Here is a 21,555-nt window from a genome sequence, read left to right as displayed (position 1 = left end):
TTTCCTACGTCACTTACCCTTCTCGGCGGCTGCCTTTTCGGCTTGCTTCGCCTTTTCCTCTTCAATTCGCACCTTGATGTTGCCTTCGCTGAACTCACGATTGCGAAGATAGGAGTCGCCTTCACCCTTGATCCAGAACCAACCTCGCACGCTGCCCATGAGTTTTGGGGCCGAGGCGTCATCAAGCTTGTCCGGGGCGGGTTTCGAGACACTCACACCGCCATCCATTGATTCGAAAATCCACTTGGTTTCGGCGTTCTTGCGTACCTCCGCGAGCGGAAGGCCGGCAATCTTGGAGTTATAAACAAAGGTGGTGCGCTTGGCGTCGTCGTCCGTTGCGCAACCAAAGGGCTTCGCGGGGTCCTTCATCATGTCGAGGTCCAGCAGGTCCTTAATGAAGTCATTTGCATTGTCCATTTCGGCCGTGACCTTTTTCACGTGCTTTTGGTAGTAGGGGAAAATCTCTTTTTGCCAATCGGCCATGGGCGGCAATTTGCCGTTGTGATCTTTGGAGTAATCCACCATTGCGTCTCGTGCAGACGACAGGCTAAAGCTACAGCCAGCCACGCTCATGCCCTTCTTGGCGACGTTGAGAAGAAGGCGGCTACCGAAGAAAAGGATCAGCACGCAAGGCACACACACGAACACGAAAACAAGGAGCAGGATGCGCGGCAGGTTGTTTTGCTTCTTCGGCGGCTGATACTGCGGAGCTTGTTCAAAGGTGGGTGGCACGTTCATGGGTTCATTTTACTCGGGTCATGCCAACATAACTTCATATGATCTCGAAGCCGCGACCGCCCAGCGTCGATAGGTTGTTACGATTGGAGGGCCTGGAATGTTTCAGCTTTGCCGTTCGGCGTCAGGCGGCCCGCACGGTGCAGGCGGCCTTGCGCCGCCAAACCGGCGACCCGGCGGAGCTGATGCGCGCCGAATGCGCCAAGCTGATGGGCTCGGGCGTGGCGACGGTGATCAACGCGACCGGCGTGGTGTTGCACACCGGGCTGGGGCGAGCGCGAGTCTCCGAAGAGGCCGCCGCCGCGATGGCCCGGGTAGCCGCCGAGCATGCCGCCGTGGAGTTTGATCTGGCTACTGGCGAGCGCGGTGATCGCCAGTCGCTCGTGCGTGACCAGCTTTGCCAGCTAACCGGCGCCGAGGATGCGCTCGTGGTGAACAACTGCGCGGGGGCGACTTTGCTCACCCTCGCCGCGCTTGCCGTGGGGCGGGAGGTCATCCTCTCGCGCGGGCAGATGGTCGAGATCGGCGGCGAGTTCCGCATGCCCGACGTGATCCGCGCCAGCGGTTGCCAGTTGGTCGAAGTGGGGTGCACCAATCGCACGCACCTGCGCGACTACCAGCAAGCGCTCAGCGAGAGCACCGGCGCGATCTTGCGGTGCCACCCCAGCAACTATTGGATCGGCGGATTTACATCCGAGGTGCCGCTCAGCGAAATGGCGAGTCTCGGCGTGCCCGTAATTGACGACATGGGCTCGGGCAACGTGGTGGATACGCAGCGGCACGGATTGCCCGCTGAACGCACGATGCGCCACAGTTTGGAGCAAGGCGCGGCCCTGGTTTTGGCCAGCGGCGACAAGCTTCTGGGCGGCCCACAGGCGGGCATCATCGCCGGACGCGCGGATCTCATCGCCACGATTCGTCGGCACCCGCTGGCGCGGGCTCTGCGGATTGACAAGGTTGCGCTGGCCGGCTTGCGGGTAACGCTTGACCAGCATCTGCGCGGGGAACTCGCGGTGATTCCGACTTGGGCGGCGATTCTCGCTTCGCCCCAAGACATCAAGCGTCGCTGCCAAGCGGTCGCGCGTGGCCTCCCGCAGGTCGAGGTGATGGCCACTGAATCCGAGATCGGCGGCGGATCATTCCCCGGCATGAAGTTGCCTTCGTTCGCCGTCGTCGCGCCGGGTGAACTGCTGCCGCCGCTCAGGATGTGGAGAACTTCGGTGATCGGGCGGATGGAGCGGGGTAAGGTACTTTTGGACCTGCGAACTTGTACCGATGCCGAGGCAAAGGTCGTGCGGCAGGCCCTAGGGGAACTCCTGGCAAAGCAATGAACGACAGTTTGGTCCGACGGCAACGAAATCAAGTGATCCGCGACTTGCTCGCCGAACTCGATTTGCACGGGCCGGGCGAGGGCCCGCACGCTTACCGCGTTGCCGTTTATGCGGTGACCACCGGCCAGCGATTGGGGCTGGATGACGCCGAACTTTTGAACCTGCGCTACGCCGCGGAACTCCACGACGTCGGCAAGATCAAGATCGACCGCGAACTCCTCGGCAAACTTGGCGAACTCTCCGACGCCGACTTCGATGTGTTGCGCTCGCACGCGCGGCGCGCCGAAGAACTATTGTTGGAGCACGAGTGGCTCAAACCCGCGATCGTACTGATTCGACACCACCACGAGCGTTTCGATGGTGAGGGCTATCCCGCCGGGTTGGCCGGAGAAATGATCCCAATGGGCGCGCGCATCATCGCCGTGGCCGAGGCGTACGACACGATTGCGGCGGGCTCGGCTTACCGATGCGGGCTTGATGAGGACAAGGCGATTGAGGAAGTGCGCAAGGGCGCGGGCACGCAATTCGACCCGCGCGTGGTGCAGGCGTTCCTTGAAATTGCGCCGCTCATTCAGCCGATCTCGCTCTAGGCACCAGCCATTCGCAAAACTTCCTTCCAGTGATGCTCCTCGACGGGCATGATGCTGAGGCGCTGACCTTTGCGCACCACGAGCATGCCTTCGAGGGAGGGGTTGTCCTTCATCTCCTGCAAAGTCACGCAGCGGTCAAACTTGCGGATGAACTTCACGTCGATCGCCGTCCAACGCGGCTTCTCGGGCGTGGCTTTGGGGTCGTAGTAATCGCTCTTCGGGTCGAATTGGGTGGGGTCGGGATAGCCTTCGCTCACCACCTCCATGATGCCGATGACACCGATGGGAGCGATGTTGCTGTGGTAGAAAAACCCAAGATCGCCGGGCTTCATCTGATCCTTCAAAAAGCCGCGCACGGTCCAGTTGCGGCAACCCTCCCACATGTTGGTGCCGTCGCGGGCGAGGTCATCAATGCCGTAGGTGTCGGGTTCGCTTTTGAGCAGCCAGTAGGCCATGCGACCAGTCTAACGCAAAACGGCCCCGATCGTCGTGATCGGGGCCGTTGAGGGGCTGAGATTACTCGCCCGATTCGTCGCTCGATTCGCCAACGGCGAGTCGAACAAAGCTCTTGATTTCCAGCGCGCCACCCGATTCGTCCTTGACGTATTGGGCCACGGTTCGCTTGCTATCGATGAAGTAAGGTTGCTCCAACAGCACGGCCTCTTGGAAGAACTCCTTGTTGATGCGGCCCTTGGCGATGTTTTCGGCAATGTTTTCCGGCTTGCCTTCTTCAATCGCGCGTCGCTTTTGCAGTTCGTATTCCTTGTCGATCACTTCGGCCGGGATTTCTTCCTTGGTCAGGAAGCTCGGTCGGAGCGAAACCACTTGCATGCCGATGTTCTTGGCGATTTCAGCGGCCTTGTCGTGCTTGCCCGCAAAGACGACGAGCGCCGAGGACTTGCGGTCGTGGTGGGTGTATCCGCCCACGAATTCGCCTTCGACTTGAATCGCCTTCTTGAGCTGGATGTTTTCGCGCATCAGGGCAACGCCTTCTTCCACCAGCTTGGCCACCGAGGTGCCGTCAATCGTGGCCGCCATCGGATCGCTGCCGAGGTCGGCGGTGAGCAGACCGTTGACCAGCTTGCTCGAAAGCTCCTTGAAGTTATCGTTGTTCGCGACGAAGTCGGTTTCTGATTCCAGAATCAGGCCCGCGGCCTTGCTCGAATCGCCTGAGAGCGCGATGAGGGCAGCGCCTTCGCTGGTGCTGCGACCGGCGCGCTTGGCGGCGGCGGCTTGACCCTTTTCGCGGAGAATGTTTTGCGCTGCTTCGAAGTCGCCGTTGGCTTCCTCAAGGGCCGCCTTACATTCGCCCATCGGGGCTCCGGTGAGATCGCGGAGCTTCTTTACATCCTGCGCACTAATTGCCATAAGTCTTTTCGTGTTCTCCATAACAGCGGCCACGCGAAAACCCGCGCAACAACTGGGAATGGCGAAAGTATACCCTTAGGCGAGGTCCATCGGCCTTCCAGCTTCACCCGCAGGCGGCAGAAAGACCTCCAGAAAGAGGTCGGCAAAATGCTCGCGGAGCCGGTCGGCGAGAATCACCATGGCCGGATGCTCGGTCCAAAAGTGGCCGCACTCGGCGATGATCATGCCGGACTCGCTGGCCTCAAGCGCCACGTGTTGCTTGACCTCACCAGTGATATAGAGCTCGGCGCCCATCAACTTCGCGTTGCCCCAATCACCATCCGCGGCGCCGCCCACCACCGCGACGCGCGTGATCGGGCGGTCAATGCCATAGGCGCGAATGGTGGGGAAGAGGTGCGCGTGAGCGCGCAGAAGATCGCTGGCGAGGCGCGGCTGGGCGAGATCGCCCACGCGGCCCATCGGCATCTCGACGCGGTCGGCGAGCACGACAAACTCGTAGGCAGGCTCCTCGTAGGGATGCTCGCGAAGCAACGCGCGTTCCACGGCGCGCTGTCGAGCGGGAGCCACGATCATTTCGATGCGCGTTTCGCCGACGGTCTCAATTCGGTTTGGCTCGCCGACCGCCGGGTTGCTGTGCTCGTTGCCGCGAAACGTGCCGCGACCCTCGACGGAAAAAGCGCAACGATCGTAATTGCCGATGTGTCCCGCGCCGGCGGCGGCGAGCGCGTCAATGAGATGATCCGCCTTGGCGGTCGGGACCATCGTGACGACTTTGAGTTGGCGTTGCGATTCGCCATAGCCAAAAGCCCGGCGATTCTGCAACCCGAGCGCGTCGGCTAAGGCGTCGTTCACGCCGCCGGGGGCGGCGTCCCAATTCGTGTGGCAGGCGATGATCGTGATGTCGTGCCGAATCGCCTCGCGCACGCGGCGCTGTTGATAGTCGCCGGTGGTCACGCGCCGCATGGGGTCGAAGATGACGGGATGGTGCGCCACGATGACGTTGCAGCCGTGGTCGCGCGCAGCCTGAATGCTCGCCATGCTCAGATCGAGCGTGGTCAGGACGCCCTTGACCTCGGTCTGCGGATCGCCCACGAGCAGCCCCACGTTGTCGAAGCTCGAAATCGCAAAGCGCATCGGCGCAATTTGCTCCAGTGCCTCAAGCAGATGCTGGACCGTGATCATACGCCAACCCGCGTGCCTGGCTTGGAAATCGGAATTGCTGCGAGACTCGCCGGAACATTCTCGGGCGCGTATGATTGTGCCTGCACGGTGTACGCCGCGAACGCCGGCACGCCAAAGTTGGGCGGCGTTTCGGCCCGATCAATGAGTACGGCCACGCCGATGGGGTCCGCGCCGAATTCGCGAATCACGTCGAGAACTTCGAACACGCTGCGACCGGTGGTAAGCACGTCGTCCACTACCAGCACCTTTGCGCCGGCCGGTAGAGTCTTGCCGCGGCGGAGAGTCTTGCGGCCATCTTCGCTCTCGACGTACACCGCGTCGCAACCGAGTTGGCGCGCGACTTCAAAGGCGATGATGATGCCGCCGGTCGTCGGCCCGGCCACGAAGTCAATGCGCTCGTGACGATGCGCCTCGGCGATTTCGGTGCACAAGGCGCTGAGGACCTTGGGCTGTTCCAAGACCCGGAACTTCTCAAAATAGGTGTCGGAGTGGCGTCCCGAGGTGAGCAGGAAGTGCCCCCGAAGGATCGCGCCGCTTTCTTCGAGAAGCTTGCCCAAGTCCATGGGTCAGCCAACAATGGAGTAGGGGGTCATGTCGCGGACGATCTCATTGTGCTCGTTGAGCAGCACCATTTTGGGCGTGATCGGTTCGTCGCTCAGATCGAACGCAGCAATGATAATGCGGTCGCCCGCCTTGAAAAAGTGAGCCGCCCCGCCGTTGAGGCCGATGACGTTGCGCGGACCGCCAAAGATGTAGGTTTCGATCCGAGCGGTGTGATCCACGGCCCAGACCTTGACGAGTTCGCCATCTTGCAGGCCGATCTTGGCCATGAGCTCGTGGTCCACCTCAATGCTGCCCACGTAATCGGGGTTGGCATAGGTGACGTGACCGTGGTGAATTTTTGCCTTAAGCAACTGGGATAGTCGCATTGTTCTGTGTGTCTTCCGACCCTCTGTCCGACGCGACGGGCGCATCGGGCGTTCCGGCTCCGGCGGGAACATGGGACTTTCTGCGGTACCACGCAGCCCAAAATCCGCCGATCGTCATGATACCCGCGCCCACCCAAACCAGAATCGGCAACGGCTTAAAGTAAATCTCGGCGGGATACACCGGATCTGTATAGAACAGCTCCAAGGTCACGCTTTGGTCGGAGGCTTCCATCCGGCGCATCGCGATTTTGTACGGCCCGGCGTCGGCGAGAATGAAGTTCGGCCCTTCGCCGGTGACCTGCATGCCAGGACTCACGCGCAGCACCTTGCCCTCGGGGTTCTTCACCAAGAGGTCTGCGAAGAACTTGGTGCCGGTCTGCCCGGCCTCGCCGTCACGCCGAAACTTCTCGTAGTGAACCTCGTAGCCCGACTCCTCGACGACCATCGTTTGGCCCTTCTTGAGGTCCACGGGGTCGCCGACTTCAAAGACCATCTTGCCGAGGTTGACGTACACATCGTAGAGCCCACGGAACTCGATCGCCGGTCGGACAACCGACTGATCTTCGGTTTGATCGCCCTTCGCGGGCACGTAGTAGAGGGTCGGCGTGGCCTTGGTCACGCGGCCCTTGGCATCGGTGAGTTCCAGCTTAATCTTGTTTTCGCGGGTGTAAAAGTCGGCCGTGCGTCCGGCCATTCGAATCGAGTAGCCGAGCGCTTGGGTGGGTTTGTCGCCTTGCAGCGTGAACTGCTCCTTGACCTGCAACCCTCGGCTCACGACCAAGCCAAGCATGGCAGTGATTACGCCCACGTGGGAGATGAAGCTGCCGATTCCAGCCGGGGACCGGCGCACCGATTGGGCAATGCGAGCAATGTTCGCGCAGATGCCGAACAAGCAAAGCCACGCGAGGAAAAACACCCAGTACAGCGTCGGCACGCCGAGCTTGCCGAGCCCGGTGGTGAGTGCGCCAGCGGGGACGCGGAACTCAGCGGGCAGAGTTTTGAGCCAGTAGATCAGTAACGACACCACGACCAGCGAGGCGGTGAGCGGGTAGGTCACGCGGTCGAACACTTCCTTCATCGAGGTTGGTCGCCATCGGAGGTAGGGCGCAATGGCCATGGCCAGAACCATCGGGATGAACATCCAGGTCGTGACCTGGTTGTAGACCTCCTCGTTGACCGTGGCCTGCTTGCCTTGGGTAATGAGCGTGATGAGCGGCACGCTCATGCCGATGGCGGCAGCGGCGCCCAAAGCAAGGAAGAGCCACGCCGCCCAGCCGTAGCTTCGCTCCAAGGTGAGACCCTTTTCGGCGGGCTCGGCGACCGGAATACTTTTGCGCCGCGCGAGGTAGAGACCGACGAACGCCAGCGCCGAAAGTACAAGCACGCCGATGAGAATCTGCAGCGCGTGGCGCTCCATTTGGGCGAAGCTGTGCACGCTGGTGTCGCCGAGGTATCCGCTTCGGGTGAGGAACGTGCCGTAGACAAAGCTCAAGAATGCGGTTCCGGCGAGCACCAGGTTCATGCCGTGCCACTTGTTTTTGGTCTGCTGCACAAACACGCCATGAAGCAGCGCGAGGCTCCATACCCACGGGACGAAGCTGGTGTTCTCCACCGGGTCCCACGCCCAGAATCCGCCCCAGCCTAGCGTTTCGTAGGCCCAAAATCCACCCATCGCGAGGCCAATGCCCAGCAGTGTGCTGCAAAGAATGATCCAGGGGCGGGCGATCTTTACCCAGTTGGTGAAGTCGCGGGTGACCAGCGCGGCCATCGCAAAACTGTACAGAACGGTGAGCGACCCGAACCCAAGAAAAATCGTGGGCGGGTGAATCTTGACCCAGTAGTTGATGAGCGACGGTGTGAGCCCGTTGCCGTCGGGCGGCATGAGCAGGTGCCCTTCGATCAGTTGAATTTTGAACGGCGATTCGAACGCGAGGATGCCAGCCAACGCCAGCAGAAACACGCTGAATGCCACCGTGAACGCCGTGCGGTAGTGCTGCGTTCGCGGCGCGACGATCAGCCCGAAAATGGCGCTGGCCACCGCCCAGAGGAGGAAACTGCCTTCTTGGCCACTCCAAATGGCGGCGATGCGATACCCAAGGTCAATGTGGTTGTCGGTGTGGGCCCACACGTAGCGGTACTGATATTGGCCGCCCACCATAAGCACGCCGAGAGCCACAAACGCCAGCAACAAACTGCTGGAGCCGACCACAAACGAGCGTTGGACGAGCTTTTCGCGGCGGAGGAACGCGCCAACGGCAACCAGAAAGAAGGCCGCAATCGCGAGGAAAATCAGCCAAGTTCCGGCCGAGCCCACCAACATGCCCCACTGGGGCGGCTTGGGCAACTGCTCCAGAAGGTGCTGGTCCACTAGTTAGCGGGTTCCTTCTTGGTCGACTCGTACTTGCTAGGGCACTTCACCAGCAGTTTGTTGGCGACAAACACTTTGTCTTGGAATCCGCCGATCGCCACAATCTTGTCGGTTTGCTGGAGGTTGCCCGGCTCGATGCCTTTGTAGCTCACAGGCATGATCGCGCCCTTCTCGTCCTTTAGCTCAAACGCCACCAGGTTATCCTTGGGCGAGCTTTTGAGAGTGCCTGGCACAAGCTTTCCGGCCACGTGGAGGTCGGTTCCGTCCATGGTGCGGGCGGCCGCGACATCAACGTAGGGACTTGCGTTCGCAATCAAAGCGGCGGTCATTAAACCGACGCCGAGAGTGACGCACAGGGTGGGAACGATCCAGCGACCTTTCACAACCCTAGTTTACGCGATCAGGGCTTTTTCCGTTCCTGTTGAAAACCTCGTCAACAATTAGTTAAATGTTCGCGTCTAACCTTTGATTCTTAGGATTCGTGGCATAAACTACAAACAGAGGACTCAATGACGAGCGATCAACCCGAACATGCTTTTGGCGTCAACCCGCCGATTTGCGATAGCAGTACTTTCTTTTATCGCGATCCGGCCACGATGAAGGGCGTCTTTGCCGGCGAAGTGGAGGACTGCTACCTTTACTCGCGGCACAGTCACCCGAGCAGCGATGCGCTTGCCGCCGGAGTCGCCGCGATGGAAGGCTCCGAATCCGCGGTGGTCACCGCCAGCGGCATGGCCGCCATCACCTGCGCAGTGTTGCAACTCGCGCAGGCGGGCGACGAAATCGTCGCGAGCCGCATGCTGTACGGCGGCACGTACGCGCTGTTCAAGAACGTGTTTCCGCGGTTCGGAATCACCGTGAAGTTTGTTGATATGCGAGACTTGGGCTCGGTGCAAGCGGCGATCAGCGACAAGACCCGAGTTGTATTCACCGAATCGGTCAGCAACCCGTTGCTCGAAGTCTGCGATATTGCCGCATTGGCGGACATGACTCACGGAGTCGGGGCGCAACTGCTGGTTGACAACACGTTTTGCCCGCTTGTCATGCGGCCGCTCGCGCTCGGCGCGGACATCGTGATTCACAGCATGACCAAGTACATCAACGGCAGCAGCGATTGCGTGGCCGGTGCCATCTGTTGCTCGGCGGAGTTTCGCGCTCGACTTATTGATGTCGGCGATGGCATGAGCATGTTGCTTGGGCCCACGCTCGATGCGATTCGCGCCGCGAGCATCCTCAAAAATCTGGGCACGCTCGACGTGCGTATGGAGCGTCACAGCCGCAATGCGGCGATGGTCAGCAACGCGCTGATGGCCGACGGCGCGAAGGTCTACTATCCGGGGCACGAGTCACACCCGCAATACGCGCTGTTTCAGCGTCAAAAGCGTCCGTGCCAAGGCGACAGCGGCATGGTCGTGGTGGACGCCGGTTCGCAAGAGCGGGCGCGCCAGTTTATGATGGGCATGGAGTCGCGAGGCGTGGGGCTCATCGCGGTCAGCCTGGGCTTCCACCGGACGCTCATTAGCAATCCGGGCGGCAGCACGAGCTCGGAGATCCCTGAGGAAGAGCGCCATGCGATGGGGCTGACGGACGGGTTGGTGCGATTGAGTGTCGGACTGGACTCGGACATCGAGCGCACGATTCGCCTCATCAGCGAGGCGTGGATTGCCTCAGCCTAGTAACATTACGAGCACGTAAATCCGCCGGGATGCGGAATGAGTGTCTCGTGGAGAAGCGATTGTCACCTCAGAATTTGGTCCTCGCCGGCTTAGCGGTATGGGGATTTGCCGTTGGCTGTGGCGGTGGAGGCGCGGCAAAAGTGCCAGGCCCCACGACCACGGGCGGCCTAACGAGTGGCTCCACTTCGGGTGGTACGACCGGCGGAACGACGGGCTCAACCACTGGCGGCACTACGGGTGGGACCACCGGCTCGACTACCGGAGGAACCACAGGTGGTACGACTGGCGGAACTACGGGCGGTACGACGGGCGGTACCACAGGGTCAACCACAGGTGGCACTACAGGTGGGACCACCGGCTCGACTACCGGAGGAACCACCGGCGGAACTACTGGTTCGACAACCGGCGGTACAACGGGTGGCACCACGGGCTCCACAACTGGCGGCACGACGGGTTCAACGACCGGCTCGACCACGGGCGGAACGACCGGTAGCACGACCGGCTCGACCACTGGCGGTACCACGGGCACGACGGGAACGACTGGCTCGACAACCGGCGGCACGACGGGTGGCGGCGGAGGTGGCGGCGGTCCGGTCGGATTGGTCACCGGCACCATCTATGTTCCCGATGGGCAGGTGTCCGGTCGCGGACCCGATGATCCCACGCCGCTGGTCGGCGCGACCGTTAACCTGGTGCGCATGAGCGACAACGTCGTGATTGAGACCACGACTACGGATAGCCTGGGGCGGTATGGCTTCAACAATCTCTTGGCGAGTTCGGATTACGCGATTCGGAGCGCGAAGACGCTCCTGGATAGCAGCGTCATTCGGGTGTGCGGAATCCTGACCACCGATAGCTCGCTGTCCACGGAAAGCCTCGATTTGGACTTTGTGACCACCGTGTGTTGGCGAGCGATCACCGACCAGATTGCGCTCGCCGACGCGAATGTGACCGGATCGCAGTTCCGCGACCTCCAAGGCATTTGCCAATCGTGGGAGGCCGATTACCTGGCGCTCGGTACGCCGGCGCCGGACCTTACCAGCACGACCGCGGTCGGTAACGCAGCCACCACCTTGCTGCAAAATTTGACCCCGGACGGCACGTACCTTGGAACGGTCACCGGGATGGGCAAGGTGGCATTACTCGCGAAGAACGGCCAGTTTACGGTGGTCGTCTTCGCCAGCGACGAAGCGGCCCGCGTCAACAGCACAGGCTCGCTGCGCGAGGAGAACCCCGTCGCCTTTGGCGAGTTCGATACGCCAGGCGCAGTGTTCGGCGAAACCCTCGACGGGCTGTGCGAAATCACCGGATTTGGTGATCAAGACAACTTCCGCGGCTACATTAAAAAGGGTTCCAGTTCGGCGAGCGTCTCGCTGAGCCGCGTGACTACGGCGGGTCGTGGACTCTTCTTCGGCGCCTTTGATGCGGACAGTGTGTTCGCGGGCGGCTACTTTGCCGTGCTCGCCGAGGCGAGCGGCACGATCAGCGTTTCGGCGTACGACAGCCTCTCGGCCACCCGCATCGTTGGCGTGGGGTCAACGAGCGGATCGGTGGTCACCTTTAACTGGCTGGACAGCTTTGGCGATCGCGGCACGGGCTCGACCGGCAGCCTGAGTGGAACGACGATCACCGGCATCTATCATTCGGCGATCGGCGATGATATGCCGTGGACGGTGAGTTCGACCTTCTTCCCATTCTAAATGGTTTGAGGAGTTGGACCTAAGATATAAGAAATTCTTAGCTTCCACTGAGAAATTGCAACGCTTGACCTGTGTCAAGCGTTGCTTTCTGTATGAGAAACCTTCCTGGTACCGATCCGATCTCGGGGAAGCCGTTCGTGGTTTCCGAGCTGACGACCACCGACGGTGAGATCACCGTACGCGGCGAATTCGCGATTCCGCGATGGAGCCGGTTGGACGACGAGAACTCGCAGTTTCTGGAAACCTTCCTCCGTTGCCGAGGCGTGATTACGCTGATCGAGCGGGAGATGGGCATTAGCTATCCGACGGTCGTCAAGCGCATTGATGCGCTGCTCGCCGCGCTCGATATCGTGCCCGTTAAGGAATCCTCGCGCCGGGCTCCGAACGCCGAAAGCGCCACCATTCTCGACTTACTGGAACAGGGACAAATTGACGCGGCCGAAGCGAAGCGCCGCATCTCAGGAGAGGAAACACACTAAGATGTCAGACGATCTACGAAGAATCATGCGCCTTGTGGAAGAAGGCAAGCTCTCGGCGGACGACGCCATGGATTTGGTGGAAGCGATTCAGGGAGGGGGCTCCGTGCCGCCGCCCGTTCCGCCCGAGGCACAAGCCTGGGATCGCGCCGAAACCACGCCGCCTCCGACTCCCGAAGAGCCGGCTAAGGAAGAGGGCGAGAAGGATCCTTTGCGCGCAGCCATGGATGCCATCGAAAAGCTGGGACGCGACATCTCCTCGTCGGTGAACTGGAAGGATGTATCTGACCAGATTCGCAGCGGTGCCAAGCGTGGCTTCGAAGCGATCCGCGATGCCGCGCGCGACATCTCGGAAGGCAAGATCAATTTGTCGTTCCTGGGAACCGTCGCCACCCGCACGCAAGAATTGCCGCTGGCCTTTGATGCCAGCAAGACCTTGCGGATTGACAACTCGGCCGGTATGGTCAAGGTCATGGGCGGCAGTCCTCTGGGAAAGGTGAGCGCGACCGCGCAGATTCAGGCCGCGACTCAAGAAGAGGCTGATAATCGGGCCGAAGGCTTCCTGCTCATGATTGAGGAGTCCGAGCAATTTGTGGATATCAAGCTGCCGCAGATTCAGGGCATGGTCGCGGACCTCACGATCCACCTGAGCCACGACGCCAACCTGGAGCTCAAAACGCGCTCGGGGAACGTGGTTGTCGAGCAGATTAACGGTAACGTGCGGGTCAATGGCGCGTCGGGCGATGTGAAGGTGACCAACACGAGCGGCGTGGTGGAGATTTCCACGGCGAGCGGCGACGTCTCGCTGGAGCGGGTTACCTCGCCCAGCATCTCAATCGAAGATAAGTCGGGCAACATCAGCGTGGTCGAATCTTCGGGGTCGCTAAATGCACGCTCGGCCAGCGGCGACGTGGTGGTCGAGGCCTTCAGCGGCCGCGTGGTCGCGATCGAAGCCGTGAGCGGCGACGTGAAGGTCGGTCTGCAGAACGCCTTTGACGGGACCATGACCCTGCGCACGGTTTCCGGCGACACGGTGCTGAACTTGGCCGACGGCAACTCGGCGAGGGTAACGCTCTCGACCTTGAGCGGGACCGTAAAATCGGACCTCGAGCTCGGCGATCGAACAGATCAAGAGAAGCGGGTCACCGGAACGCTTGGCGAAGGCGTCGGCTCCATCGACATCAGCGCGGTGGCGGGCGATATCTCGGTCAGCCAAGTGAAGGCAGCCAGCGTGGTTTAGACGGCGAAGTCCGCGGCCACAATCGTGTGGTCGCTGGGCCGCTCTTGCTCGCGCAGGCTGCGATCAATCCAGCATGCGGTGCAGAGCTCGGCCATGCCGGGGTTGGCGTAGATGTGATCAATGCGCCAACCCCGATTTGCGCCAAACGCGCGGATATCGACAAACTCCCAGAACGAGTAGTAGCCGCCCTCGGCGTTGAACTTGCGGAACATGTCGGCAAGGCCGTGCTCCAGGATTGCGTCGAGGCGCTCAAACTCTGCCGGATGGTGGCCAACTTTCCCCAGCAGGCGGCCCGAATCGTACACGTCGAGCGGTTGCCGCGCAATGTTGATGTCGCCGAGCCAAATGACTTTGTCGTAGCGCCGCAACTCGCCCTGTAAGTAGCGCGAAAACTCCTCCAGCCACTGCATTTTGTAGGTCCACTTGTCGCCGCCGACGGCGGTTCCGTTGGGGACGTAGGTATTGATGATGCGCACACCATCAATTTCCGCCGCCTGCAAGCGGGCATCGTCCACCATCGCTGGGTTGGGGAAGCCGCGCTGCGGATCGCGCATCACGCCGCGATAAAGCATGGCCACGCCGTGCCGCGCCTTTTGTCCGTAAACCAGCGACGAGTAGCCGATCTCGGCAAACTCCTCCACCGGAAACTTATCGTCTTCGCACTTGATTTCTTGTATGCACACCACGTCAGGGTCGTGCTCGGCCATCCAGTCGAGCAGGTGGTCGGTTCGCAGGCGGACAGAATTGGCGTTGAACGTGGCGATGCGCACCGGGTTACGATACCCGCAGGCTCGTGATCGCACGAGGTGGCTCAAGAATCGTGCGCTCCTGATTCAAAAGGGACTTGTTACATGGTCACGTTAAGAATCGAGCAAAAAACATACCCTTGGAGTTGGCTTGATTACTGTGTAAAGTAGAATGGTGATATGAGTCAGAAACTCTGGTCTATTGTCTTGTTGTGTAGCGCGACGATGGGGTTCGCAAAGGCGAACACGGTGATTACATTTGATGACCTTCCGGGGATGGCGAATATTCCGGGCTCTTTTGTGCCGGCACAAAATCAGCTTTCGAACCAACTCCTGGATAGTCATAAGGTGGTCTTCAATTCTGGCGCTGGTTATGTCGCGGTCGTGAATCATGTGGTGCCAACACCTTCTCTGCCCAACGTGATCGGGGGAACAAATTCAAGTGGTCAACTATCATACGCGAGCAATGTACAGATCAGATTCATGATGACGGCGAGTGTCCAGGGTATGGTCGACTACTTTAAGGTTCGAGGCGATCAAACTCCGGCCTCTGGCAATGCCTACCTTAGAGCCTATGACGTATCGGGGAACCTGCTAGGGAGTGTAACCCAGCCTGATTCGACTGCCGGTTTGACATTGGAGTTGAGTATTCCGGGAATTCACCGAGTGGAACTTACGCAAGATTCAGGGACAATTGGTTTCGATAACGTTGAGTACAGCACAGTACTTCCAGTGCCGGAACCCACGTCCATGGCTGCCGTCGTTATCGGTTGTGCAACTTGGATCAGAATGCGCAAGGGCCGCCGCTCTTAAAAATTTCTCAAGCCACCAAGGAAACTCTCTAAGTCGTGCGGCGAGCGAATCCGCACGACCGGGCGTCCGTCGGCGATGAACTTCTCGATGCGCCGCCGTTTTGCGGCGAACGACTTGAAATGCCAGGCGATGATGGAGTCGTGGCTCAGGACTTTGCTCCAAGTTTCTCGATTGCCGTTGCACACCGCTTCCTTGCTGCGAACCCGACGAACGGTCCGGCGCAAAAGGCGGCCCAAGGAGACGAACCGAGGATAATCCAGCGCGACAATGAGGGTCGCGCGGGGTAGCGGCACGTCCAGCCACTTGCCGTACGCGGTGTCAAGAATCCACTCCTCGCGGTCGCACACGGCTTGAATGCGCCGAGTTTGCTCGTCGAGCGGAACTTCGACCCAGCCCGGGTCCCAGGTGAGCGAGTCGGCTTCGGTCCACGCGACTCCGGTGACCTCAGACAAGCGCCGAGCGAGAGTCGTCTTTCCCGAACCCGTGCAACCGTAGATGAGAATGCGGCGCGGGCTATTCGCCGACGACATCAAAATTCCCGGCCAGCAAACTGTAGTCGGCAATATCGACGATCTGGTCGCGATTGAGGTCCGCCGCAACGTTCCAGTTGGCATCGGTTGGCGTGGCGTCAAACGCGGCGGCGAGCACCGAGTAGTCGCCAATGTCCACGATGTCATTATTGTCGCAATCGCCGTTCAGGTAGGTCAACGCGAGGCTCGGCGTACCGGTGCTCAGGGCCACATTCGCGGAGAGCCGGGTGAGTCCAGTCGGCAACTTGGTGCGCACATTATGCGTTCCGGCGAACGGCGTGATGACCCACCAACTACCGTCGGTGGCGGTGGTCGCGGTAAAGGTTTGGTCGTTTGCCCGTACCGATATTGCAAGGCCGGCCGAGTTGGCCGCGCCCTGGAGGGTCGCGACGCCCTGAATGAGGCCGAGTCCGGCTCCGCCGCTAAAGCCATCGTATTCCACTGCGGTTTGGGTGGCGGTCACGGGGAGGAAAGGCAGGCCGTTGACGTTGCCGCGAATGACCAGCGTGTTGGTATCCGGCCCGCTCTTGGTGTGGCTGACGTTGCGCGGCAAGCCGCTGACGGGGTCGCGGACCGGCGAGATCGAACTGAACACGGCGGTGTAGGTTCCCGTTACGCTGGTCAGCACGATGTTCACTCCGTTGACGTTGACGGTTTGACCAACCGCGCCGGGGCACGTGATCGCCCATCGCACGCGTTCGCTAGATTGCTCCGTGCCGGTGAAGAATACCGGTGTGTTGATAGCGAAGGTGGGGTAAAGGTCTTGCAGGTTCACGGTGCCGTTGATCGAGCCGGAAACCTTGGTGATTGCGACGTACCCCGTTTCCGTGCCGGTGATGGTCTCGCTTACGGTGCCCGTAATCTGGATTGTCGAACTTGTCGATCGTTGCGACCAGTCAACGCCTTGGCGGAATTTATCCACGGCGGGGCCTGCCGAAGCGAGGGCAACGCAGGCGGAGAAAGCGGCTACGGTAGTGAACTTCATGCCTATAGTGTAGCAACAGAATCGCAAAACGGAGTGAGTTTAGGGTTAAAAAGCGATACAATAGCTTCGGGATGAGGAAGCGTCGGGTCAGTCTGGTGTCGGCGTTGCTCACCGCAATTCTCGTGCCGCTCCTCGCAACCGCGCTGGTGCTGAGCATCAGCACGTTCCTAGCCAGTCGCCGCTCGGTGAGCGAGCTCAACAGTGCCCTGATGAGCCAGGCGATGCGTGGCTTGGAGGAGCGCGTCGGGCGCATGGTGGACCAAGCGACGGCCACCGCCGACAAGCTTGGCCCCGATCTGAAAAGCTTGCAGCCGGCGAATTTTGAGGCTAAGCTTGGCGAGTTCGAGAGCGAGTTGCGCGTGCGAGCCGACCTCACCTACATCAGCTTTGGCTTGGAATCCGGCGAATACGCCCACGTCTACCGCCGTCCGGATGGGCGATTGGAACGGCAGCAGTGCCTGGGCGGATTTCGCACCGACTACATTTGGAGGGGCGCGCGTGAGGAGGTCCGGCGGCAGGCGACCACCTACGATCCGCGTGAGCGACCCTACTACCAACTCGCCAAGGCCGAGCGTCGTGCGGTGTGGACGCCGGTGTACAAGTTCATCACGCCGACGGGTCAAACCGAGCTTGGCGTGACCTTCGCGGTTCCGATTCTGAATCAGTCGGGTCGCTTGGCGGGTGTGCTCTCGGTGGACTTTACGCTGAACACGCTGAGCGATTATCTGCGTTCGTTTACCTTGGCGGAGACTGGGTACGGCGCGATTTTCGACCGTCGCACGGACCTCGCGATCGTGGCCCACCCGGCGCGAAGTTTGCTCGGCACGCCGCTGGCCGCAAACCCGAAGCTCGGCGCGATTCCGATCGATATTTTGGCGGGCAACCTTGCTACCGATTTCACGTTTAGTTACGGCGGCGAGCAGTTTTCTAGCAGTGTGAGCGTTCTGAAAGGGCGCAACAGTCCGCCATGGGGCCTCTTGACGGTGGTGCCCGAAAGCGAGTTGTTGGGCAACATCCGGCGCGCCGAACGCAATGCCGCCCTCGCTGGGCTCGTCGCGATCTCGTGCAGCGCGCTGCTCGGATGGCTGATCTCGCGGCGCGTCACCAAGCCGCTGCGCGAGATTACGCAAGACACGGAGAACATTCGCAACCTGGAACTGGATTCCGACGAGCAGGTGCAAACGTCCATCACCGAAATCGCCACCCTCGCCTCGGCCGTGCACGACATGAAATCGAGCATCAAGAGCTTTGGCAAATTCGTGCCCGGCAACTACGTGCGCCAACTGATTGAGAGCGGGGAAGAAGCGCGGCTGGCCGGCGAAAAGGTGGTGCTGACGGCCTCGTTCACGGATATCGCGGGGTTCACAAGTTTGTGCGAGCACATGGCGCCCGAAGACGCGGTGATGGTGCTTTCGCTGTACCTGACGGCGCTCACCGAGTGCGTGCAAAAAACGGGTGGCACCGTGGATAAGTACATCGGCGATGAGGTGCTCGCGTTTTGGCGCGGCGAAGACCACGCGGCGCGCGCGGTGGAGGCGGCGCTCCTTTGTCAGGATGCATTTGCCGAACTTGCGACCGACATGGGGCAGAACCTGCGGATTCGGGTCGGGATCAGCACCGGCGAGGCGGTGGTCGGCACTATGGGCAGCCCGGAGCGCCTCAACTACACCGTCATCGGCGACACGATCAACCTGGGCAAGCGGCTGGAGAGTAGCTGCGATGCTCTGGGGGCGAAGATTCTGGCCAGCGAGGCGACGATGTTGGCGTGCGCCACCAGCTTCGATTGGACCTTCGTGGCCGAGATCGAGGTGAAGGGTCGTACGCAGCGGGTGCGGGTTCACCAACCGGAGCGGGTTACAGAATCTCCTCGATGAACTCCAGTAGTCCAGCCTGCATGGTGTCGGTCGTGATGTCGGGCCGATCGAGACTCGCGTAGGGGCCGGCCCATTCGTCGAAGTTCGGCATCGGACGCAGCGTGGCTCGTATTTGCCAGTACTTCAGTTCGCGTAGGTCCGCGTCTCGCGCGGCCAAGTAGGCGTCGGTGAATGCCTGCATCGCGGCGCGGCCGCCGATCCACATCATGTCGAGCTGCGAGATCGCGAGGTCGGCCACGGCCGGGCCGAGCAAGGCGTTCTCCCAGTCGATCACGGCCGAAACATGGCCATCTTGCCACAACACGTTGCCCGGCCAAAAGTCGCCGTGCCGCAGCACGCGTTGGCTGAGGTCGGGGGCCGGAAGCGCCTGCAGTGCACTCACGAGATCCGCTTCGCTCAGATCGGTCCGCCACGGTTCGGGCCGCGGCGTGTAGTTTGGCTTCATCGGCACGAGATGCTCAAAGCCGTCGGTCGGAGTGCGGTGGATCTCCGCCAATCGCCGTGCCAGGTCGCCGTAGTAGTCGTCAAACCCGGCCGGGTTCGCGGTGGCCGCGCCGTCGCAGTAGGTCAGCACTACCATCTCGCCGTCGGTCGCCACAACCCGCGGCGCATCAACCTCCTGACGCGCCAGAGCACGCAGTGTGGCCGCCTCATAAGTCACTGGATCGGGGACAAACGTGGCCAGATACGGGCTCGGGAAGCGCGCCACGAGCCGACGATCGGCGAACTCGACAAGAAAAAGGTGAGCCGACATTCCACCGAGCATTGGCTCCACGGAAATCGGCTCACCAAGACCCTCGGCCCGCGCCCAAGCGCGGACGTGGTCGGCGTGATTAGTTGATTTGGACGAGTTCAAAGACTTCGATCACGTCGCCTTCTTCAAAGGCTTCCCAACCGTCGAAGGTGATCCCGCAATCCTGACCGGCGTTCATTTCGCGCACGTCTTGCTTGACGTTCTTGAGCGTGCCGACCTTGCCTGTCCACACCACTTCCTTGTTGCGCTTGACGCGCACATCGGCGCCCCGCTGAATCTTGCCATCGGTGACGTGCGAACCGGCGATCTTGCCGGCACGGCTGAGGTCGAACACGATGCGAATCTCGACCGTGCCCATGTATTCCTCTTCAAACTTGGGAGCGAGCATGCCCTTGACGGCGGCTTCGATGTCCTCGATCAGCTCATAAATGATGCTGTAGGTGCGGATTTCGACCTTGCTTCGTTCGGCTTCCTTCTTGGCGCCGGGCTCGGGCTTCACGTTGAATCCTACGAGAATGGCGTTCGCGGCCGAACCCAGGAGCACGTCGTTTTCGGTGATCGTTCCGACCGCCGAGTGGATGACCTTGACGGTGACTTCCTCGTTGGCAATCTTCTCGAGCATGCCCTTGACGGCTTCGAGCGAGCCTTGCACGTCGGCCTTCACCACGAGGTTCAGGTCCTTGATTTCGCCGGCGTTGAGCTGGGCTCGCAGGTCCTTAAGGGAAAGGCGATTGGTGGCGACGCCGAGGTCCTTTTCGCGCTTGGCGGTGCGACGGGATTCGGCTTCATTGCGGGCCGAGCGCTCGTCCTCATGGACGCGCACGCTTTCCCCGGCACCGGGAACTTCGTCCAGGCCGAGAATCTCGACCGGCATGCTGGGGCCGGCTTCCTTAACGCGCTCGCCCAGGTAGTCGGTCATCGCCTTGATCTTGCCCCACGCGTTACCAATGACGACGCAATCGCCGACTTTGAGCGTGCCTTGTTGCACGAGAATCGTGGCGACCGCGCCGCGTCCCCGATCGAGCTTGGCTTCGATGACGACGCCTTCAAAGTCGCCCTTCGGGTCGGCCTTGAGCTCCATCACGTCGGCTTGCAGGGCGATCATTTCCAGCAGGTGCGGAACGCCCTCGCCGGTGACGGCGGAAACGGGGCAGATGATGGTTTGGCCGCCGAAGCTTTCCGGGATGACCTCGTGCTCCGGCAGTTGCATGATCACGCGGTCGGGGTTGGCGTCGGGCTTGTCAATCTTGTTGACCGCGACAATCATCGGGACGTCGGCGTTCTTGACGTGGCTGATCGCCTCCTTGGTTTGCGGCATGATGCCGTCGTCGGCAGCGACCACCAAAATTGCGATGTCGGTGACCTGCGCTCCACGGGCTCGCATGGCCGTAAAGGCGGCGTGGCCGGGAGTATCGAGGAAGGTAATCGTCTTGCCTTCGCCCGCTTGAACTTGGTAGGCACCGATGTGCTGGGTGATGCCACCCGCTTCCTTGGCGGCGACATTCGCCTTGCGGATGTAGTCGAGCAGGGAAGTCTTGCCGTGGTCAACGTGGCCGAGAATCGTGACCACGGGCGGTCGAAGTTGCGAACCGCCGCTTGCTTTGGCGTCGGCCTTGGGCTTGGCCACGGGCTTGGCCTTGGCTTCGGCCCAGCGAATCTTGAATCCGAGATTGTCAACCAAGGTTTCGGCGACATCTTCCTTGAGCGAAGTGGTGAGGGTGGCCATCACCTTCATCTTCAGCATCAGCACTTTCTGAACTTCTTGCGGGCCAATGCCCAGCAGGCGAGCCACGTCGCGCGGCGTAACGCCGGGCGTCAGCGGCACTTCCTTGCTGCCCTTAAGCTGCTTCAGCTCGTCGGTGACGATGGCCATCGTGTCGTCATCGCTTTCAAACCGCTCGTTATCGTGCTCCAATCCGAGATCGGCGAGAACCCCGATCACTTGAGCCGGAACGAGTCCGTGTTTTTTGGCGAGTTCAGCGATGTCCATAGCGTTTTTCAGTTCAGTCATATCAGCTTGCTTTGCAAGGCTACCACGTCATCGGCGGTCAACCTTAGCTTCAGTCCGTGCTCCAATCCCTTGCGATTGAGGCGCTCGCGGCAGGCTTGGCAAAGGTATACGCTGCGGCCTGGTGCATGGCGAGAATTGAGAACCCATCGAGAGTCCACCCACTGAATGCGGATGAGGCACGACTGCTCTCGGCGACCCCGGCAGCAAATGCACATGCGAATGGGGGGCAAGGGGCGGGACGAACTGA

At 60.9% G+C, this 21,555-nt stretch carries 22 protein-coding genes; 8 read left to right on the top strand and 14 right to left on the bottom strand.

Features of this window, described 5'->3' with window-relative positions:
* Nucleotides 1–9: 9 nt before the first annotated feature.
* A complete protein-coding gene (locus JNJ45_06330; GenBank protein MBL8048282.1) occupies nucleotides 10–738 on the bottom strand; it encodes a hypothetical protein in 729 nt (242 codons plus the stop codon).
* Between the two features lie 38 nt (nucleotides 739–776).
* On the opposite strand from JNJ45_06330, the gene JNJ45_06325 reads away from it, so the two are divergent.
* Nucleotides 777–2,066 (top strand): L-seryl-tRNA(Sec) selenium transferase, encoded by a 1,290-nt coding sequence (locus JNJ45_06325; protein ID MBL8048281.1) that lies wholly within the window; start codon nucleotides 777–779, stop codon nucleotides 2,064–2,066.
* Entirely contained in the window at nucleotides 2,063–2,656 is a 594-nt protein-coding gene (locus JNJ45_06320; protein ID MBL8048280.1) for an HD domain-containing protein, read from the top strand. The genes JNJ45_06325 and JNJ45_06320 overlap by 4 nt, the downstream gene beginning before the upstream one ends.
* Here JNJ45_06320 and JNJ45_06315 read toward each other — a convergent pair.
* From JNJ45_06315 to JNJ45_06285, 7 genes are all read right to left on the bottom strand, one after another.
* Nucleotides 2,653–3,111 (bottom strand): EVE domain-containing protein, encoded by a 459-nt coding sequence (locus tag JNJ45_06315; protein MBL8048279.1) that lies wholly within the window; start codon nucleotides 3,109–3,111, stop codon nucleotides 2,653–2,655. The two genes, JNJ45_06320 and JNJ45_06315, sit on opposite strands and share 4 nt — an antisense overlap.
* 61 nt (nucleotides 3,112–3,172) lie before the next feature.
* A complete protein-coding gene (gene tsf, locus JNJ45_06310; protein ID MBL8048278.1) occupies nucleotides 3,173–4,024 on the bottom strand; it encodes a translation elongation factor Ts in 852 nt (283 codons plus the stop codon).
* 75 nt (nucleotides 4,025–4,099) lie between these two features.
* Nucleotides 4,100–5,206, bottom strand: coding sequence for a Nif3-like dinuclear metal center hexameric protein (locus tag JNJ45_06305; protein ID MBL8048277.1), 1,107 nt, complete (start codon nucleotides 5,204–5,206; stop codon nucleotides 4,100–4,102).
* Nucleotides 5,203–5,769: an orotate phosphoribosyltransferase gene (locus JNJ45_06300; protein MBL8048276.1), complete on the bottom strand. Its 567-nt coding sequence runs from the start codon at nucleotides 5,767–5,769 to the stop codon at nucleotides 5,203–5,205. The genes JNJ45_06305 and JNJ45_06300 overlap by 4 nt, the downstream gene beginning before the upstream one ends.
* Before the next feature lie 3 nt (nucleotides 5,770–5,772).
* Nucleotides 5,773–6,135, bottom strand: coding sequence for an aspartate 1-decarboxylase (locus tag JNJ45_06295; GenBank protein ID MBL8048275.1), 363 nt, complete (start codon nucleotides 6,133–6,135; stop codon nucleotides 5,773–5,775).
* Nucleotides 6,113–8,503, bottom strand: a complete 2,391-nt coding sequence (gene ccsA / locus JNJ45_06290; protein ID MBL8048274.1) for a cytochrome c biogenesis protein CcsA — start codon at nucleotides 8,501–8,503, stop codon at nucleotides 6,113–6,115. Before ccsA ends, JNJ45_06295 begins: the two co-directional genes overlap by 23 nt.
* Nucleotides 8,503–8,886, bottom strand: a complete 384-nt coding sequence (locus JNJ45_06285; protein ID MBL8048273.1) for a cytochrome c maturation protein CcmE — start codon at nucleotides 8,884–8,886, stop codon at nucleotides 8,503–8,505. Before JNJ45_06285 ends, ccsA begins: the two co-directional genes overlap by 1 nt.
* A gap of 126 nt (nucleotides 8,887–9,012) precedes the next feature.
* Between JNJ45_06285 and JNJ45_06280 the strand changes: the two genes are divergently transcribed.
* From JNJ45_06280 to JNJ45_06265, 4 genes are all read left to right on the top strand, one after another.
* Nucleotides 9,013–10,179 (top strand): aminotransferase class I/II-fold pyridoxal phosphate-dependent enzyme, encoded by a 1,167-nt coding sequence (locus tag JNJ45_06280; protein ID MBL8048272.1) that lies wholly within the window; start codon nucleotides 9,013–9,015, stop codon nucleotides 10,177–10,179.
* Nucleotides 10,180–10,253: 74 nt separating this feature from the next.
* A complete protein-coding gene (locus JNJ45_06275; GenBank protein ID MBL8048271.1) occupies nucleotides 10,254–11,879 on the top strand; it encodes a hypothetical protein in 1,626 nt (541 codons plus the stop codon).
* Between the two features lie 92 nt (nucleotides 11,880–11,971).
* Nucleotides 11,972–12,358, top strand: a complete 387-nt coding sequence (locus JNJ45_06270; protein MBL8048270.1) for a DUF2089 domain-containing protein — start codon at nucleotides 11,972–11,974, stop codon at nucleotides 12,356–12,358.
* A gap of 25 nt (nucleotides 12,359–12,383) precedes the next feature.
* Nucleotides 12,384–13,595 (top strand): DUF4097 family beta strand repeat protein, encoded by a 1,212-nt coding sequence (locus tag JNJ45_06265; protein MBL8048269.1) that lies wholly within the window; start codon nucleotides 12,384–12,386, stop codon nucleotides 13,593–13,595.
* Here JNJ45_06265 and xth read toward each other — a convergent pair.
* Nucleotides 13,592–14,365 carry an exodeoxyribonuclease III gene (xth, locus tag JNJ45_06260; GenBank protein MBL8048268.1) on the bottom strand — a complete coding sequence of 258 codons (774 nt, stop codon included), beginning with the start codon at nucleotides 14,363–14,365 and terminating at the stop codon, nucleotides 13,592–13,594. The genes JNJ45_06265 and xth overlap by 4 nt on opposite strands.
* Before the next feature lie 156 nt (nucleotides 14,366–14,521).
* Between xth and JNJ45_06255 the strand changes: the two genes are divergently transcribed.
* The gene (locus JNJ45_06255) at nucleotides 14,522–15,154 is read left to right on the top strand and encodes a PEP-CTERM sorting domain-containing protein (GenBank protein ID MBL8048267.1); all 633 of its coding nucleotides are present in this window, start codon (nucleotides 14,522–14,524) and stop codon (nucleotides 15,152–15,154) included.
* On the opposite strand, the gene JNJ45_06250 is transcribed toward JNJ45_06255, so the two are convergent.
* On the bottom strand, nucleotides 15,151–15,684 hold the full coding sequence (locus JNJ45_06250) for a hypothetical protein (protein ID MBL8048266.1): 534 nt from the start codon (nucleotides 15,682–15,684) through the stop codon (nucleotides 15,151–15,153). The genes JNJ45_06255 and JNJ45_06250 overlap by 4 nt on opposite strands.
* Complete coding sequence (locus tag JNJ45_06245) at nucleotides 15,668–16,669, bottom strand: hypothetical protein (GenBank protein ID MBL8048265.1); 1,002 nt, start codon at nucleotides 16,667–16,669, stop codon at nucleotides 15,668–15,670. Before JNJ45_06245 ends, JNJ45_06250 begins: the two co-directional genes overlap by 17 nt.
* A 71-nt stretch (nucleotides 16,670–16,740) precedes the next feature.
* Here JNJ45_06245 and JNJ45_06240 point away from each other — a divergent pair, with 71 nt between their 5' ends.
* Complete coding sequence (locus JNJ45_06240; protein ID MBL8048264.1) at nucleotides 16,741–18,543, top strand: adenylate/guanylate cyclase domain-containing protein; 1,803 nt, start codon at nucleotides 16,741–16,743, stop codon at nucleotides 18,541–18,543.
* Here the strand turns inward: JNJ45_06240 and JNJ45_06235 are convergent.
* The 3 genes from JNJ45_06235 to JNJ45_06225 form a co-directional block, all read right to left on the bottom strand.
* A complete protein-coding gene (locus JNJ45_06235) occupies nucleotides 18,524–19,297 on the bottom strand; it encodes an aminoglycoside phosphotransferase family protein (GenBank protein MBL8048263.1) in 774 nt (257 codons plus the stop codon). The two genes, JNJ45_06240 and JNJ45_06235, sit on opposite strands and share 20 nt — an antisense overlap.
* A gap of 79 nt (nucleotides 19,298–19,376) precedes the next feature.
* Nucleotides 19,377–21,287 (bottom strand): translation initiation factor IF-2, encoded by a 1,911-nt coding sequence (infB, locus tag JNJ45_06230; GenBank protein MBL8048262.1) that lies wholly within the window; start codon nucleotides 21,285–21,287, stop codon nucleotides 19,377–19,379.
* Between the two features lie 17 nt (nucleotides 21,288–21,304).
* Nucleotides 21,305–21,538 carry a DUF448 domain-containing protein gene (locus JNJ45_06225; GenBank protein ID MBL8048261.1) on the bottom strand — a complete coding sequence of 78 codons (234 nt, stop codon included), beginning with the start codon at nucleotides 21,536–21,538 and terminating at the stop codon, nucleotides 21,305–21,307.
* Nucleotides 21,539–21,555: the final 17 nt, after the last annotated feature.

The sequence above is a fragment of the Chthonomonas sp. genome (assembly GCA_016788425.1).
GTDB lineage: Bacteria > Armatimonadota > Fimbriimonadia > Fimbriimonadales > Fimbriimonadaceae > JAEURQ01.
This window is presented reverse-complemented; position numbering and strand designations above follow the sequence as displayed.

Excerpts from the sequence above, each read along its gene's own strand:
- JNJ45_06330 (MBL8048282.1), bottom strand. The coding sequence starts at position 738 with ATGAACGTGCCACCCACCTTTGAACAAGCTCCGCAGTATCAGCCGCCG.
- JNJ45_06325 (MBL8048281.1), top strand. The coding sequence starts at position 777 with ATGATCTCGAAGCCGCGACCGCCCAGCGTCGATAGGTTGTTACGATTG.
- JNJ45_06320 (MBL8048280.1), top strand. The coding sequence starts at position 2,063 with ATGAACGACAGTTTGGTCCGACGGCAACGAAATCAAGTGATCCGCGAC.
- JNJ45_06315 (MBL8048279.1), bottom strand. The coding sequence starts at position 3,111 with ATGGCCTACTGGCTGCTCAAAAGCGAACCCGACACCTACGGCATTGAT.
- tsf (MBL8048278.1), bottom strand. The coding sequence starts at position 4,024 with ATGGCAATTAGTGCGCAGGATGTAAAGAAGCTCCGCGATCTCACCGGA.
- JNJ45_06305 (MBL8048277.1), bottom strand. The coding sequence starts at position 5,206 with ATGATCACGGTCCAGCATCTGCTTGAGGCACTGGAGCAAATTGCGCCG.
- JNJ45_06300 (MBL8048276.1), bottom strand. The coding sequence starts at position 5,769 with ATGGACTTGGGCAAGCTTCTCGAAGAAAGCGGCGCGATCCTTCGGGGG.
- JNJ45_06295 (MBL8048275.1), bottom strand. The coding sequence starts at position 6,135 with ATGCGACTATCCCAGTTGCTTAAGGCAAAAATTCACCACGGTCACGTC.
- JNJ45_06280 (MBL8048272.1), top strand. The coding sequence starts at position 9,013 with ATGACGAGCGATCAACCCGAACATGCTTTTGGCGTCAACCCGCCGATT.
- JNJ45_06270 (MBL8048270.1), top strand. The coding sequence starts at position 11,972 with ATGAGAAACCTTCCTGGTACCGATCCGATCTCGGGGAAGCCGTTCGTG.
- JNJ45_06265 (MBL8048269.1), top strand. The coding sequence starts at position 12,384 with ATGCGCCTTGTGGAAGAAGGCAAGCTCTCGGCGGACGACGCCATGGAT.
- JNJ45_06255 (MBL8048267.1), top strand. The coding sequence starts at position 14,522 with ATGAGTCAGAAACTCTGGTCTATTGTCTTGTTGTGTAGCGCGACGATG.
- JNJ45_06250 (MBL8048266.1), bottom strand. The coding sequence starts at position 15,684 with ATGTCGTCGGCGAATAGCCCGCGCCGCATTCTCATCTACGGTTGCACG.
- JNJ45_06245 (MBL8048265.1), bottom strand. The coding sequence starts at position 16,669 with ATGAAGTTCACTACCGTAGCCGCTTTCTCCGCCTGCGTTGCCCTCGCT.
- JNJ45_06240 (MBL8048264.1), top strand. The coding sequence starts at position 16,741 with ATGAGGAAGCGTCGGGTCAGTCTGGTGTCGGCGTTGCTCACCGCAATT.
- JNJ45_06235 (MBL8048263.1), bottom strand. The coding sequence starts at position 19,297 with ATGTCGGCTCACCTTTTTCTTGTCGAGTTCGCCGATCGTCGGCTCGTG.
- infB (MBL8048262.1), bottom strand. The coding sequence starts at position 21,287 with ATGGACATCGCTGAACTCGCCAAAAAACACGGACTCGTTCCGGCTCAA.